We start from the raw sequence: 13,622 nt of genomic DNA, 5'->3' as shown, positions 1-13,622 counted from the left end.
CTTTGTCGTGTTGCCGTGAGTGGCCTTGCTCTGCTTACCAATACGTGCGGGTCGGCCGCACCGTGCCACTTGCCGTGCTGGCGCGTTGTCGTGTTGCCGTGAGTGGCCTTGCTCTGCTTACCAATACGTGCGGGTCGGCCGCACCGTGGCACTTGCCGTGCTGGCGCGTTGTCGTGTTGCTGTGAGTGGCCTTGCTCTGCTTACCAATACGTGCGGGTCGGCCGCACCGTGCCACTTGCCGTGCTGCCGTGTTGTCGTGCTGCGGCGAGTGGCCTTGCTCTGCTTACCAATACGCGCCGATCAGCCGCACCGTGCCACCTCCGCGGGCGGAGCCGAAGCACCCGCGGCGGGCTTTGCGAGCGCAGGCGCCGCGGTCCCAGTCGGCGCGGGCGTGGCGGCGGGCGCGGGCGTGGCGGCGGGCGCGGGCGTAGCGGCGGGCGCGGGCGTAGCGGAGGGCGCGGGCGTAGCGGAGGGCGCGGGCGTAGCGGAGGACGCGGGCGTAGCGGACGGCGCGGGCGCCGGCGATGCGCCAGGCGGGCGGCGGAGGAGGAACGCCGTGATCAGCAGCGCCGCCACCACGAACCCCGCCGCCACAAGGAACGCGCGCACATAACCGTCGTGCAGGGCCTCCACCGCCGGCACCCCGGCCGCCGAGCGCGACGCCGCATGCGCGGCCGCCACCGCCGCCAGCACCGACAGGCCCAGCGCCCCGCCGGCTTGCTGGGCCGTATTGCTGAAGCCGGACACCATGCCGGTGTCGGCCGGTTCCGCGCCGGCCATCGCCAGCATGATGATCGCCGGGATGGTCACGCCGACGCCCAGGCCCATCACGATCAGCGGCGGCAGCAGGTCGGCCGCGTACGACACCTGGGCCGGCATGCGGGCCAGCAGCAGCAGGCCCGCGAGCAGCGTCGTCAGCCCGGCCAGCAGCACCGGTCGCGGCCCGAAGCGGCCGGTCACCCGGGGCGCCACGAAGAGGGAGACCGCGCCGATCACGAGCGGGGTCGGCAGGAACGCCAGGCCGGTGCCGAGCGCGTCGTAGCCCATCACCCGCTGCACGAACAGGGCGTTCAGGAACTGGAACCCCATGCCGGTGGCGAACACCAGCACCACGGCGAGGTTCGCGCTGAGCAGCCAGCGCCGGGCCAGGACCCGCAGGGCGATCAGCGGGCGGCGGGCCAGCCGCTGCCGCACCAGGAAACCGAGGATGAGCAGGACGGCGGTGGCTCCGGTGAGCGTGGCGGGCACGGCCGCCTCGGATGATCCGGTACGCACGATCGCGTACACGCCGAGGGAAAGACCCGCGGTGATGAGCAACGCGCCTGGAATGTCCAGCCCCGCGCCCAGGCCGGCGCCCGCCTCGCGGGGCAGCAGCCGCCGCCCGAAGACCCAGACCGCCACCCCGATCGGCACGTTGATCAGGAAGATCGCGGGCCAGCCGACCGCGTCCGTGAGCACGCCGCCCGCGACGAACCCGACCGCCGCGCCCCCGGCCTGGGTGAAGCTGTAGATGCCCATGGCCCGCGCCTGCGAGGCGGGCGACGGATACAGCCGCACGATCATGCCGATCACCACGGCCGCGGCCAGCGCGCCGCCCGCGCCCTGCACGAAGCGGCCGGCGATGAGCAGGCCGGCGCTACCGGCGAGGCCGCAGCCGAGCGACGCGGCCGTGAAGACGATCAGCCCGGCGAGGAAGACCCGCCAGGCGCCGACGAGGTCGCCGAGCCGCCCGGCGAGCAGCAGCAGGCCCGCGAAGGCGACCAGGTAAGCGTTGACGACCCAGGCGACCCCGGCGGGCGAGAAGCCCAGATCGCGTTGAATGTCCGGAACGGCGACGGCCACGATCGTGCTGTCCAGCACGATCATCAGCGACATCGCGCAGAGCACGGCCAAGGCGGCCGCGCGACGATCCACGGAAAGGCTCATGGCCCGACCGTAGCAGATAATCCGCTTCCGGACTATCTGTTAGTCACCTACCGCGGGCACGCCGGATCGGCTGCGGCCCCGGATCGCGCTGCGAGCCCGCGAGGGTGCCGAGCGCCTCGACGAACGCCGCCCGCGCCTCGGGCGGCAGGCCGCCGAGCGCGTCCGCGTGCACCCGATCGACGATCCGCTGCCCCTCCTCGGCCGCGAGCCGCCCCTTGCCGGTGACCGCGATGATCCGGGCTCGCCGGTCCGTCGCCGACGGCCGCCGCTCGGCCAGCCCGCGCCGCTCGAGCTCGTCGACGGTGCTGACCATGGTGGTCTTGTCGAGGTCGGCGAGCGCCGCGAGCTGGATCTGGGTGCGCTCCTCCTCGAGCGCGTGCACGAGCACGCACTGCATGCGCGGGGTGAGGTCGACCTCGGCGAGCGCGGCGCCGAGCCGGTTGGAGAGCGCGTGGCCGGCCATGTTGAGCAGGCCGGTGATGTCGCGCTCGGTGCGTTCGGGTGCTGCCATGGGACAAATCCTAGCCCCGGATCATCCGCTTCCGGATGATCCGGGGCCGGGACGACCGGCGGGCCTGGCCCCCGTGACCGCCCACCGGCCGCGTCTTCAGACCGAAAACGCCCAGGTCGGCGCGACCGGTCGGACCAGCAGCGGCATCCGCGCCTCGGCCGGCGTCCGGTCCCGCTTGCGGTTGTTGCAGCGAGCGCAGGCCGCCACCGTGTTGGCCCACTCGTCGCGGCCGCCGCGCGACCGCGGCAGCACGTGGTCGATCGTGGACGCCGGGCCGCCGCAGTACCCGCAGGCACGCCGGTCGCGGGCGAGCACCCCGGCCCGCGACCAGGCCGGCCCGCGGCTGTGCCGCCACCGCGTCACCACGTAGCTGACCAGCCGGACCACGGTCGGCATCGGATAGACGCCGATCCGCCGGTCGGGCTCGGCCTCGTGCACGACCGCCACCTCGCGGAACAGCATCCGGATCGCGTGCCGGAGGCTGACCCGGTGCAGCGGCCCGCAGTCGGCGTTCAGCACCAGAACCGCGCTCATCGTGATCGACCTCCTCTCCCGTGCGGTGTCACGAATGACGGTGCGATGTCACGAATGACGGTAAGGAGCGGGGTCCGACCGGGACAACCGATTAACGATCACCACTGAGTGCGTGGCGGATTGCGACGGCGAGCTGTCCGAGACCGATCAGGGCGAGCGCCAGCCAGACCGCGACCGCCGCGGTGGCCAGAACGGGAAGCACCGCGGCCAGCAGCAGCCCGAAGATGGTCACCAGCACCCGGGTCGGCCGCTCGGCGACGGTGACGGTCCCGATCTCGGCCATCCCGGCGGCGGTGGCGCGGGCTCGCGCGTACTCGTGAAGCCAGCTCACCCCGCCCGCCGCGACCGCCAGCCAGCCCGGCGCCCCCGCCAGCCAGAACGCCAGCAGCCAGGCCGCCTCGCCGAGCCGGTCGGCCACCGAGTCGTAGACGTAGCCGAGCCGCGACGCACGCCCGGTCACCACCGCCACCGAGCCGTCGAGCCCGTCGGCCAGCGCCGCCAGCAGCACCACGACGGCGCCCAGCGCCGGACCCGCTCGCCCGACGAGCACGAGCGCCGGCACACACCAGCAGAGGATCAACCCCGCAGTGGTCACGGCCGTCGGCCCGACGCGCTTGCGAGCGAGCCAGGAGCCGATCCGGTACGCGAGGAGCACCCACCCGCGCACCAGACCGGAAGCCGATCGGGGGTCGAAGCCGCCGTGCAGCCGGGACCAGGCGGCGCAGTACTCGTCCCAGGTCACCGGGGCGTCAGGCGGCTGCGGCGATTTCGGTCGGGGCCAGCAACTGCCACACCTCGCGCGTCGCGGTCGACCGGTTGAGCGTGATGAAGTGGATGCCGGGCACGCCCTCGTCGAGCAGCCGCGCGCACATCTCGGCGCACTGCTCGATGCCGAGCGCCCGCACCGCGTCGTCGTCGCCCGCGACCCGCTCGAAGCGCTCGAGCAGCTTCGGCGGGAACGGCGCGCCGGACAGCTGCGACGACCGCTCGATCGTCGCCATCCGGGTCACCGGCATGACGCCGGGCACGATCGGCGTGGCGCAGCCGGTCGTCGCGACCCGGTCGCGCAGGCGGAGGTACTCGTCGGCGTCGAAGAACATCTGGGTGATGGCGAAATCGGCGCCCGCGCGGCACTTGCGGACGAAGTTGGCGGTGTCGCTCTCGACGTCGGCCGAGCGGGGGTGCTTGTACGGGAAGGCGGCCACCCCGACGCTGAAGTCGCCGGCCTCCTTCACCAGGCGCACCAAGTCTTCGGCGTAGAGGACGCCCTCGGGGTGCCGCACCCACTCGCCCATCGGGTCGCCGGGCGGGTCGCCGCGCACGGCCAGCACGTTGCGGATGCCGGCGCCGGCCAGCCGGCCGATCACGTTGCGCAGCTCGGCGACCGAGTGGTTGACGGCCGTGAGGTGCGCCATCGGCAGCAGCGTGGTCTCGGTCGCGACCCGCTCGGTCACGGCGACCGTCGTGTCGCGGGTGGTGCCGCCCGCGCCGTACGTGATCGAGACGAAGCTCGGCCGCAGCGACTCGAGCTCGCGGATCGCCCGCCACAGGTTCCGCTCGCCCTCGAGCGTCTTGGGCGGGAAGAACTCGAAGGAAAAGGTGGGCGCGTCCTCCCGGATCAGCTCACCGATCGCCGGGATGCCGGGAAGACGAGAGGGAAGTCCGAGAGCCACGCCACGACTCTACCGGCTGCCGGTGACCGCTCGTCGGCTAGCGTCTTCGGCGTGACTTCCCCCGTAGAAGCGGCCGGTCTGCGGCCCCGGGTCGACAAGGCCCTCGCCGCGTTCCTGGCCGAGCAGCGCACCCGGCTCACCGGCATCGACCCGGCGCTGGCGGAGGTTTCGGACGCTCTCGACGATTTCGTGCTCGGCGGCGGCAAGCGGCTGCGCCCGGCGTTCGCCTACTGGGGATATCGCGGCGCCGGCGGGGCGGACTCCGACCACGTGGTGGCGGCCGTCGCGGCGCTCGAGCTGGTGCAGGCCAGCGCCTTGATCCACGACGACCTGATGGACCGCTCGGACACCCGCCGCGGCGACCCGTCGGTGCACCGCCGCTTCGAGCGCCGGCACGTGGACTCGTTCTGGCGGGGCTCGCCGGCGTCGTTCGGCGACAGCGCCGCCGTCCTGCTCGGCGACCTGGCCCTGGTCTGGTCGGACGAGCTGCTGCACGTCTCGGGCCTGACCCCGGACGAGCTGACCCGGGCCCGGCCCGTCTTCGACGAGATGCGCACCGAGGTCACGGTCGGTCAGTACCTGGACGTGCTGACCCAGGCGACCGCGGACACGTCGCTGGAGCGGGCCGGCAAGGTGGCCCGGTTCAAGGCCGCGAAGTACACGGTCGAGCGGCCGCTGCTGCTGGGCGCGGCCATCGCCGGGGCGCCCGCCGAGGTCAGCGCGTCCTACTCGGCGTTCGGCCTGCCGCTGGGTGAGGCGTTCCAGCTGCGCGACGACGTGCTCGGCGTCTTCGGCGACCCGGCGCAGACCGGCAAGCCGGCCGGCGACGACCTGCGCGAGGGCAAGCGGACCTATCTGATCGCGGCGGCGTTCGAGGCGCTCGACGAGCCGGCGCGGGCCGAGCTGGACGCGGGGCTCGGCGACCCGGGCCCGGACGTCGAGCGGCTGCGGTCGCTGATCCGGGACAGCGGCGCGCTGGCGGCGACCGAGCGGCGGATCGACGAGCTGATGACGGCGTCGCTGACCGCGCTGGCGGCGGCGCCGATCGACGACGACGCCCGGCAGGTGCTCAACGCCCTGGCCGACGCCGCCACTCGCCGTACCGTGTGAGCAGCTTGCTTCCCTCGCCCGCGCGTGGCGTCCGCTGGATGCCGCGCCGGCCCCACCACACCCACAGATCCAGGGTGAGCAGCACCATCGCGAAGCCGAACAGCAGGTCCTCGACCGGCGCGTAGACGATCCGCAGGCCGAGGATGGCGTCCGGGTCGTAGATCACGATGTTCCGGCCGGTCAGGATCCCGTTCGACAAGAGCTGAAAAAACACGATTAATGGGTACGTGGCCCAGAAAGCAGCCTTTTTCAGCAGGCCGACGTGCAGCACGAGCAGGTCGATCGCGGCCGTGACCAGGACACCGAGGATCGCCGCGGCGGTGTAGGTCACTCGTCGCCGGCCGGCTTGCGCAGCACGGCACGCACCGCCTCGAACCCGAGGATCGCGCAGACGGGCACCACCAGGAAGAACAGCACCTCGTCCAGCGGCAGCCCGCCCGGGAAGACGATCCCGGTGGTCTGCGCCGGGTCGAAATGCCAGTGCCCGGCCGCGATCGCCCCGAGGTCCCAGAGCACGAAGACGACGGCCACCGGGACGACGGTCAGCAGCAACCGTCGCCACCGGCGGAAGACGTTGACGCGCAGCACCGGCTCGAGCCAGATCGCGGCGCCCAGGCAGCCCGCGAGGACCAGCACGTACGCCAGATGGCGCATCAGAAGCCGAGCGCCTGCGCCCGCCGCTTCACCTCGCGCGCCCGGTGCCCGCCGAGCCCGATCGCGGCGTTGCCGTCGAGATCCGAGTCCGGCTCGTAGAGCCACCGGAGGGCCTCTTCGTCGTTGTACCCAGCATCGCGCAGCAAGGTCAGGACGCCCGGGAGGTGCTTGAGCACGTTGCTGTTGGCCAGAAGCTCGGCCGGGACCTGCCGGACCCCGTCGTGTTTGACCGCCAGCAACTGCCCCTCGCGGAGCATCTGATGCACCTTGCTGATGGAAATGTCCAGCTTCGCGGCCACGTCCGGCAGGTTGACCCAGGCGGCCGGCCCGGCGGTTACGGATTCGCTCACTCCTACAGCGTGCCAGAAGAGGAGAACCAACTCGATGAGCCTGTTGCGGAAGGCCCGTTCCGAGCTGTCCGGCGCCGTGCGCTCGATGCGCTACGACATGGGCCGGCGGCCGGTCGAGCCCTCGCCGGACGGCCCCGATGTCACCTCCACGGGGATGAGCACGTTCGGTGGTCACCTGTTCGAGGAACCCTCGGCCGGGCCCGTCTCGCACGCCCCGGTCTCGCACGCCCCGGTCTCGCACGCCCCGCGGGCCCGCCGCCCGCGGCGCACGGCGGCCGTGACCGTGTTCGGGGTGCTGACCGTGGTCGGGGCGACCGGCGCCTACCTCGCGGTCGTGAACGGCCTGGGCTCGCTGCTCGACGAGACCCCGGCCGCGGCCGGGACGTTCCCGCCGCCGCCCGCCGCGACCGTGACGTTCGCGCCGAACAGCGGGATCGGCCGCGGACCGGGGGCGGCCCGGCCGCGGACCACGCCGCCGGCCGTCGCCGGCGCGATGGCCGATCCGGCTGATCCCGCCGCCGGTGCCGCCGCCGGCGGTGCCGCCGCGGCTGGTGCCGCCGCCGACCCGGCCGCCGGTCCGGGCGCCGGTCCCGGCGGGAACATGAGTCCGATTCGGACCGCGACAAGTCCGACAAAGCCGGAGCGGGCCGGCAGCACGCCGCCGGTGCCCACGCCGACCGCGCCGGCCCCGTCCGCGACGCCGTCCCCGTCGGGCTCGCCGAGCGGCTCGGCCAACCCGCCCGACCCGGGATATCCGGGCCCGAGCGCGATCTCCGCCACACCGAGCGATTCGGCCGAACCCACTGATAGCCCCCAAGCCCGGCATTACCGTCGACACCGGTAAATGGCCTTTTGTACGGGCAGACTTCCGGGATCGGGCTCTCGCGCGTACCCGTTTGGACTCAGCTATGACATCCTGGTCTGCCCCCACGCGAAAGACACATACACTTCACGCCGATGGACACCACAGTCGCCGACACGTTGATCGGCACCACGATTGACGGCCGCTACCGGATTACCGGTCGCGTGGCCCGTGGTGGCATGGCGACCGTCTACACGGCCACCGACCAGCGACTCGAGCGCACCGTCGCTCTGAAGATCATTCATCCGTCGCAGGCGACCAACGTCCACTTCGTGGACCGGTTCACCGACGAGGCCAAGACGATCGCCCGGCTCACCCACCCCAACGTCGTCGCCGTCTACGACCAGGGGCGCCATCAAGGGCTGCCCTACCTGGTGATGGAGTACGTGCAGGGCCGCACCCTGCGCGAGCTGCTCACCCAGCGCCGCCGGCTCAACCCGGTGGAGGCCTGCGCCATCCTCGACCAGATGCTCTCGGCGATCGCCGCCGCCCACCGGGCCGGCCTGGTGCACCGCGACGTCAAGCCGGAGAACGTGCTGGTCGCCGAGGCGCCCAGCGGCGGCACCGGCAACCTGATCGACTCCGTGGTCAAGGTCGCCGACTTCGGCCTGGCCCGCGCCGTCGAGGCCAGCAACGTCGACGACTCCGGCCAGCTGATGGCGACGGTGGCCTACGTGGCGCCCGAGCTCGTCACCGACGGCCACGCCGACGCCCGCTCCGACGTCTACTCGGCCGGCATCGTGCTCTACGAGATGCTCACCGGGCGGGTGCCGTTCGACGGCGACGACCCGGTCGAGGTGGCCTGGCGACACGTCGACAACGACGTCCCGGCCCCCTCCGAGACCGTCAAGGGCGTGCCCAAGGCGCTCGACGACCTGGTGGCCCGCGCGACCCGCCGCGACCCCGGCTCCCGCCCGACCGACGCCGGCGCGATGCTGGCCGAGGTGCAGGCGGTCCGCGACGACCTGGGCGCCGCGAGCGTCGAGACGGCGCTGCTGCGTCAGGTGCCGCAGTCCCGGCACTCGGCCGCCGACGCCACCGCGATGATGCCCTCGGTGACCGACCGGCCGAGCTGGGCCCGCCTGCCCGAGCAGAACCGGCCGGCCCCGCAGACCTACCGCCGCGGCGAGCCCGGCCTGCGCCCGTCCGGCGGCCCCGACCGCCGGCGCATCCTGATCTCCGCGGCGATCGCCGTGATGGTGCTCGTGGTCATCGGCAGCACCTGGTGGGTGACGCTGGGCCGCTACACCGAGGCGCCGCCGATGGTCAACATGACCAAGGACCAGGCGGTGCTGTACGCGCGGCAGCACAACTTCGAGCTGTTCTTCGGCGACGGCGCCTACAACGAGAACGTCCCCAAGGACACGGTGCTCACCCAGAGCCCCGGCGCCGACGAGCGGATCGTCAAGGGCGGCACCATCACGCTCACCTTGTCCCTGGGTAAGGAGCGCTTCCCGGTGCCCGACCTGGCCGGACTCGAGCTGGCGGCGGCCAAGAGCGAGCTGACCGAGGCCAACCTGAAGTACAAGGAAGGCGCCGGGCAGTACAGCGACACCGTCCCCGAGGGCGCGGTCATCTCGACCAACCCGGCCAAGGGCACCGACCTCAAGCGCGGCGACACGGTCACCGTGGTGGTCAGCAAGGGCCGGGCGCCGATCCAGGTGCCCAACCTCGTGGGGCTGAACATCAACGACGCCCGCGCCCAGCTGCAGGGCCTCGGCCTCGAGGCGGTCGAGCGCTACAAGGACAGCAACGAGCCGGCCGACCAGGTCATCCAGCAGTCGCCCAAGCCGGGCAGCGGCGCCGCCAACGACGACGAGATCACGCTCGACGTCAGCAAGGGCCCGCCGCTGGTCACCGTCCCCGACCTGACCAACCAGCCGTGCCCGCAGGCGCAGGCCGCGCTTCAGCAGCAGGGCCTCCAGGTGCAGATCCAGGGCAACGGGCAGGCGTTCGTGCACCAGCAGAACCCGCCGCCCAACACGCAGGTGCAGCCGAACTCGCAAGTGGTCCTGCTGTGCTTCTAGACCGCCGCATCGGGTCGCACACCAAGACGTCGGGCGGGCTGGCCAAGGCGGCCCTGCCCTACGTGGACGCCGCCGGGTCGGAGACGTTGCAGGTCTACGTCTCCAACTCGCGGGGCTGGGCGCTGCCGCCCGGCGACCCCCAGCAGGACGCGCTGTTTCGCGACGGCATCGGCGAGCGCGGGCTTCCGGCGTACGTGCATGCCTCGCTCTTGGTGAATCTCGGTTCCCCGACCGAGATGACCGTCGAGAAGTCGGTCGCGACCCTGGCGCATTCGCTCGAGCGCGGCCGGGCCATCGGGGCGAGCGCGGTCGTCTACCACGCGGGCAGCTCGGTCGACGCCGAGCACGAGGCGAAGGCGATGCACCAGCTCCGTGAGGCGCTGCTGCCGCTGCTCGACGACGCGGCCGCCCGCGGGCTGCCCAAGCTGCTGGTCGAGCCGAGCGCCGGCGGCGGCCGCAGCCTGGCGTCGAAGGTGCAGGATCTCGGCCCCTACCTGGCGGCGGCCGAGCACCACCCGTGGCTGGGCGTCTGCTTCGACACGTGCCACGCCTGGGCGGCCGGCCACGACCTGGCCACCCCCGGCGGCATGACGGCGACGCTGGATGCCCTGATCGAGACCGTCGGCCCCGACCGCCTGATGCTGATCCACGCGAACGACTCGAAGGACGAGTGCGGCTCGACCCGCGACCGCCACGAGACGATCGGCGAGGGCCGCATCGGCGCGGCCGCTTTCGCCGAGCTGCTGGCCCACCCGGCGACGGCGGGCATCCCCGTGATCGTCGAAACCCCGAGCGTCGAGCACGAGGGCCACGCCGCGGATATCGCCTTGCTGAAGTCCCTGCGCGTCGCGCCCTGAGTGGGCCGGCCCCGCGCGTCGCGTCCTGGGCGGGCCAGCCCTGCGCGTCGCGCCCTGAGTGGGCCAGCCCTGCGCGTCGCGCCCTGAGTGGGCCAGCCCTGCGCGTCGCGCCCTGAGTGGGCCAGCCGCTGCGTGGGGTAACCCGGCGGAGTGGGCCCTGGGGATAACCCGGCAAAGTTGTCATACCCCGTCCGTAATCTCTCCCCACCCAGTTGACGAGGGTGGGGTGGGTCAGGGCTGAGCGGGACCGGATGGGGAAGATCGCCCGGCCGAGGGCGCGCGACCCCGGCCGGGCGCATCGTCAGGCCAGGTGGTGGGTCAGGAAGCGCACGGAATCGGCCCTCTCGAAGTCGGGCACCTCGCCGTGGTTGCCCGGGTTGGCGTGCAACGTCTTGGCCGCCGAGCCGAACGCGTCGTACAGCGCCAGGGCGTCGGCCCGGGGCACCAGCTGGTCGTCCCACTGCACCAGGAACTTCACGGGGACGGTGACGCGGGCGGCGACCTCGGTCAGCCCGCCGGCGCCGAGCAGGCCGAAGACGGCGGCCCGGACGCGGGGCTCGGCGGCCACGAACGGGACGCCGAGGCCGGCGCCCATCGAGACGCCGTGGTAGCCGATCGGGCCCTCGCCGACTTGGTCGAGCGCCTGGACCGCGGTCACCACGGCCCGCCACTCGGGGACGGACTGGTCGGCCAGCAGCGTGTGCATGGCGACCAGGTTCGGGGTGTCGCCGGCCTGCATGCGGGCCCGGTTGTCGGCGGCGATTTTCGTGAACTCGTCGCTCCTGGGGCGGTCACCGTGGTGGGGCGCGTCGACGGCGACCACCGCGAAGCCGGCCTCGACCAGGTGGCGGGCCGCGGCCACGACGCCGGGCGCGTGCTTGTGCTGGCCGCCGCCGTGGCCGACGACGATCAGCGGGCGGGTGGTGGCGGAGCCGGTGGGCGTCCAGAGCACGCCGGGGATCTCACCCAGCGTGAAGACGTCGCCGCCCGATTCCGTACGGGAAATGAAGTGCACTGTTGGCCTTTCGGATGCCTTTTTCGGGCGCTCCCTAGGCCATCCGGGCGAGGGAGTCCCGACACGTCTCAGCGTTGATCGGTCTCACCTCCTCGAGTCGCGGGTGACGCCGACGTTAGCACGCTTCGGTTGTCAACAGTTCATTGACAAGTGTTAGGCTGCGCGCATGGCTGATCTCGACGAGTTGCGGGCGATCCCGGGGGAGCGCGCCCGGCTCGACGCGCGGGAGCTCGACCTCATCGACCGGGCGCGGCGTGCGGGCGCGACCTGGGTGGAGATCGCGGCGGCGCTCGGCCTCACCAGCCGGCAGGCGGCGGAGCAGCGGCGCTTGCGCTTGGCGGCCTCGGTGCGGCCGGTGCGGTCCGAGCTCGATCGGCCGTACGGCGAAAGGGCCGCCGACCTGCGCCGAGCAGCCACGGAGTTGCACCGCCGGATCGGTGCCGACCGCCGGTGGGACGGACGGTTCCGGCGCGCCCGGCTCGTCCGCGAGACGCTCGAGGCCGCGCCCGACGCCCCGATCTCAGGGCTCTACTCGCTGGTGGCCGACGTGGTGGGCGACCTCGACCGGGCGGAGGCGACCTTCCCGGCGCCGACCCGGGCGGCCGTCGCACGGTTGCGGGCCGCGCTCGCGGCGGCCGCGCAGGGTTGACAGATTGCGGCTCAACTCTTGAGGATGTGAGGCTCAACCTCGGGAGGCGCCGTGCGACGCAACGCGGTTCTGTTCGTGCTGATCTCGGCGCTGTCCGGCTTCGGCAGCACGGCGATGACCCTCGCGGCCGGCATCTGGATGGTCGACCTGACCGGTTCGGTGTCGCTGGCGGCGCTGACCAGCCTGTGCATCTACGCGCCGACGTTCGCGTCGCCCTGGCTCGGGGCGATCGCCGACCGCCTGCCCCGCCGCCCGCTCCTGATCGGGATCGACATCGTGCTGGGCGCCCTGCTGCTGACGTTGCTGACCGTGTCGACGACGCGCGAGGCGTGGCTGATCTACGCGGTCCTGCTGGCCCGGGGCGTGAGCTACGCACTGGGCGATGCCGCCGAGACCGCAATCCTCCCGTCGGCCCTGCCACCAACCTTGCTGGGCGACGTGAACGGCTGGCGATCGAGCGCCCAGGAGGGCATGAAGCTGCTGTCCCCCCTCGCGGGCGCGGGCCTCTACGCGTGGCGGGGCCCGGTGCCGGTGGTGCTGATCTGCTCGGTCTTGCCGCTGCTGACGGCGCTCTGTTACGGCCTGCTCCGACTCCGCGAACCCGGCACTTCAGCCGCAGCGGGAGGGGCGGTCACTGCGGCCGACCCGGCGGCGGGATCGGCGGCGGTGGCTGGATCGGCCGTGGCCGGAGGATCTGCGTCAAGCGGATCTGCGTCGGGCGGATCGGCTGTGGGCGGATCGACCGCCGTGGCCACGGTTGCGGGCGTTGACAAGCCGGAGCGGGATCGCGGGGGCGTTCGGGCTGGGGTGCGGGCGCTCTTCGGGAATCGGGCGGTTCGCGATCCGGTGCTCATCGCGGGCGTCGCGATCGGGCTGTCGGGTCTCACCAACGCGGGCGTGATCGGGCAGGTGGTGGACGTGCTCGGGTTGCCGCCCACCCGCCTGGGCTTCCTCTCGACCGCGCAGGGCGCCGGCTCGATCGTGAGCGGGCTGCTGGTCGGCCGGCTGCTGGCGAGGCTGGCCCCGGTCCCGGTCGCCGCGCTGGGTTCGGCGATCTTCGCGCTGGGGTGCCTGTCGTCGGCGTTGCCCTGGTGGCCCGCGATGATCACCGGCAGCGCGCTGGCCGGGCTCGGGCTGCCGTGGGCGTTGATCGCCGGGGTCACCGCGGTGCAGACCGGCACGCTCGACCACCTGCTGGGCCGGGTTGCCGCCACCTCGAACACGGTGATGTTCGGCCCGGTCGCAGTGGCGATCCCGCTGGGCTCGGCGGCCGTCCATCTCGGACCGCCGGTCCCGCTGCTGATCGCCGCCGTCCTGACGCTAACGGCAGCCACCATCGGATATGCGCGCCGACAGCCCGCCCAAACAGCCACATCCTGACGGCGACCGCCGCAACCGCCGAGGCGCGTATGGGTAAGCAGAGCCGGGCTGGCAGCGCGGCGGCGGGCGGGGCA

15 protein-coding genes are annotated in these 13,622 nt (G+C 72.9%); 6 read left to right on the top strand and 9 right to left on the bottom strand.

Features of this window, described 5'->3' with window-relative positions:
- Positions 1–300: 300 nt before the first annotated feature.
- From ACZ6TB_RS26980 to metF, 5 genes are all read right to left on the bottom strand, one after another.
- Positions 301–1,926: an MFS transporter gene (locus ACZ6TB_RS26980; RefSeq protein WP_465558257.1), complete on the bottom strand. Its 1,626-nt coding sequence runs from the start codon at positions 1,924–1,926 to the stop codon at positions 301–303.
- A 43-nt stretch (positions 1,927–1,969) separates the two neighbouring features.
- Positions 1,970–2,437 (bottom strand): MarR family winged helix-turn-helix transcriptional regulator, encoded by a 468-nt coding sequence (locus ACZ6TB_RS26975; protein WP_465558255.1) that lies wholly within the window; start codon positions 2,435–2,437, stop codon positions 1,970–1,972.
- A 96-nt stretch (positions 2,438–2,533) separates the two neighbouring features.
- The gene (locus tag ACZ6TB_RS26970) at positions 2,534–2,971 is read right to left on the bottom strand and encodes an HNH endonuclease (RefSeq protein WP_465558253.1); all 438 of its coding nucleotides are present in this window, start codon (positions 2,969–2,971) and stop codon (positions 2,534–2,536) included.
- 91 nt (positions 2,972–3,062) lie between these two features.
- Positions 3,063–3,713, bottom strand: a complete 651-nt coding sequence (locus tag ACZ6TB_RS26965; protein ID WP_465558251.1) for a CDP-alcohol phosphatidyltransferase family protein — start codon at positions 3,711–3,713, stop codon at positions 3,063–3,065.
- Positions 3,714–3,720: 7 nt separating this feature from the next.
- Entirely contained in the window at positions 3,721–4,644 is a 924-nt protein-coding gene (metF, locus tag ACZ6TB_RS26960) for a methylenetetrahydrofolate reductase [NAD(P)H] (protein WP_465558249.1), read from the bottom strand.
- A 51-nt stretch (positions 4,645–4,695) separates the two neighbouring features.
- Here metF and ACZ6TB_RS26955 point away from each other — a divergent pair, with 51 nt between their 5' ends.
- Positions 4,696–5,754: a polyprenyl synthetase family protein gene (locus ACZ6TB_RS26955; protein WP_465558247.1), complete on the top strand. Its 1,059-nt coding sequence runs from the start codon at positions 4,696–4,698 to the stop codon at positions 5,752–5,754.
- Here the strand turns inward: ACZ6TB_RS26955 and ACZ6TB_RS26950 are convergent.
- From ACZ6TB_RS26950 to ACZ6TB_RS26940, 3 genes are read right to left on the bottom strand one after another with little or no spacing between them, the layout of a single operon-like run.
- Positions 5,714–6,085 (bottom strand): lycopene cyclase domain-containing protein, encoded by a 372-nt coding sequence (locus ACZ6TB_RS26950; RefSeq protein WP_465558245.1) that lies wholly within the window; start codon positions 6,083–6,085, stop codon positions 5,714–5,716. The two genes, ACZ6TB_RS26955 and ACZ6TB_RS26950, sit on opposite strands and share 41 nt — an antisense overlap.
- Positions 6,082–6,408, bottom strand: coding sequence for a lycopene cyclase domain-containing protein (locus tag ACZ6TB_RS26945; protein ID WP_465558243.1), 327 nt, complete (start codon positions 6,406–6,408; stop codon positions 6,082–6,084). The genes ACZ6TB_RS26950 and ACZ6TB_RS26945 overlap by 4 nt, the downstream gene beginning before the upstream one ends.
- Positions 6,408–6,758 (bottom strand): Rv2175c family DNA-binding protein, encoded by a 351-nt coding sequence (locus ACZ6TB_RS26940; protein ID WP_465558241.1) that lies wholly within the window; start codon positions 6,756–6,758, stop codon positions 6,408–6,410. Before ACZ6TB_RS26940 ends, ACZ6TB_RS26945 begins: the two co-directional genes overlap by 1 nt.
- Positions 6,759–6,792: 34 nt before the next feature.
- On the opposite strand from ACZ6TB_RS26940, the gene ACZ6TB_RS26935 reads away from it, so the two are divergent.
- The 3 genes from ACZ6TB_RS26935 (at position 6,793) to ACZ6TB_RS26925 (ending at position 10,504) form a co-directional block, all read left to right on the top strand.
- Positions 6,793–7,602, top strand: coding sequence for a hypothetical protein (locus tag ACZ6TB_RS26935; RefSeq protein WP_465558240.1), 810 nt, complete (start codon positions 6,793–6,795; stop codon positions 7,600–7,602).
- Positions 7,603–7,715: 113 nt separating this feature from the next.
- Entirely contained in the window at positions 7,716–9,647 is a 1,932-nt protein-coding gene (gene pknB / locus ACZ6TB_RS26930) for a Stk1 family PASTA domain-containing Ser/Thr kinase (RefSeq protein ID WP_465558238.1), read from the top strand.
- On the top strand, positions 9,638–10,504 hold the full coding sequence (locus ACZ6TB_RS26925; protein WP_465558236.1) for a deoxyribonuclease IV: 867 nt from the start codon (positions 9,638–9,640) through the stop codon (positions 10,502–10,504). Before pknB ends, ACZ6TB_RS26925 begins: the two co-directional genes overlap by 10 nt.
- Before the next feature lie 301 nt (positions 10,505–10,805).
- Here the strand turns inward: ACZ6TB_RS26925 and ACZ6TB_RS26920 are convergent, their stop codons facing one another.
- Positions 10,806–11,519, bottom strand: a complete 714-nt coding sequence (locus ACZ6TB_RS26920) for a dienelactone hydrolase family protein (RefSeq protein WP_465558234.1) — start codon at positions 11,517–11,519, stop codon at positions 10,806–10,808.
- A 166-nt stretch (positions 11,520–11,685) separates the two neighbouring features.
- Between ACZ6TB_RS26920 and ACZ6TB_RS26915 the strand changes: the two genes are divergently transcribed.
- Together ACZ6TB_RS26915 and ACZ6TB_RS26910 are read left to right on the top strand one after the other, a co-directional pair.
- Positions 11,686–12,168 carry a hypothetical protein gene (locus ACZ6TB_RS26915; RefSeq protein ID WP_465558232.1) on the top strand — a complete coding sequence of 161 codons (483 nt, stop codon included), beginning with the start codon at positions 11,686–11,688 and terminating at the stop codon, positions 12,166–12,168.
- Between the two features lie 51 nt (positions 12,169–12,219).
- A complete protein-coding gene (locus ACZ6TB_RS26910) occupies positions 12,220–13,548 on the top strand; it encodes an MFS transporter (protein WP_465558230.1) in 1,329 nt (442 codons plus the stop codon).
- Positions 13,549–13,622 lie beyond the last annotated feature (74 nt).

Source organism: Actinoplanes sp. NPDC051537 (genome assembly GCF_055586105.1).
This window is presented reverse-complemented; position numbering and strand designations above follow the sequence as displayed.

What these genes read in the sequence shown, in the direction of transcription:
- ACZ6TB_RS26980 (WP_465558257.1), bottom strand. Translation starts at nt 1,926, where the DNA reads ATGAGCCTTTCCGTGGATCGTCGCGCGGCCGCCTTGGCCGTGCTCTGC.
- ACZ6TB_RS26975 (WP_465558255.1), bottom strand. Translation starts at nt 2,437, where the DNA reads ATGGCAGCACCCGAACGCACCGAGCGCGACATCACCGGCCTGCTCAAC.
- ACZ6TB_RS26970 (WP_465558253.1), bottom strand. Translation starts at nt 2,971, where the DNA reads ATGAGCGCGGTTCTGGTGCTGAACGCCGACTGCGGGCCGCTGCACCGG.
- ACZ6TB_RS26945 (WP_465558243.1), bottom strand. Translation starts at nt 6,408, where the DNA reads ATGCGCCATCTGGCGTACGTGCTGGTCCTCGCGGGCTGCCTGGGCGCC.
- ACZ6TB_RS26935 (WP_465558240.1), top strand. Translation starts at nt 6,793, where the DNA reads ATGAGCCTGTTGCGGAAGGCCCGTTCCGAGCTGTCCGGCGCCGTGCGC.
- pknB (WP_465558238.1), top strand. Translation starts at nt 7,716, where the DNA reads ATGGACACCACAGTCGCCGACACGTTGATCGGCACCACGATTGACGGC.
- ACZ6TB_RS26915 (WP_465558232.1), top strand. Translation starts at nt 11,686, where the DNA reads ATGGCTGATCTCGACGAGTTGCGGGCGATCCCGGGGGAGCGCGCCCGG.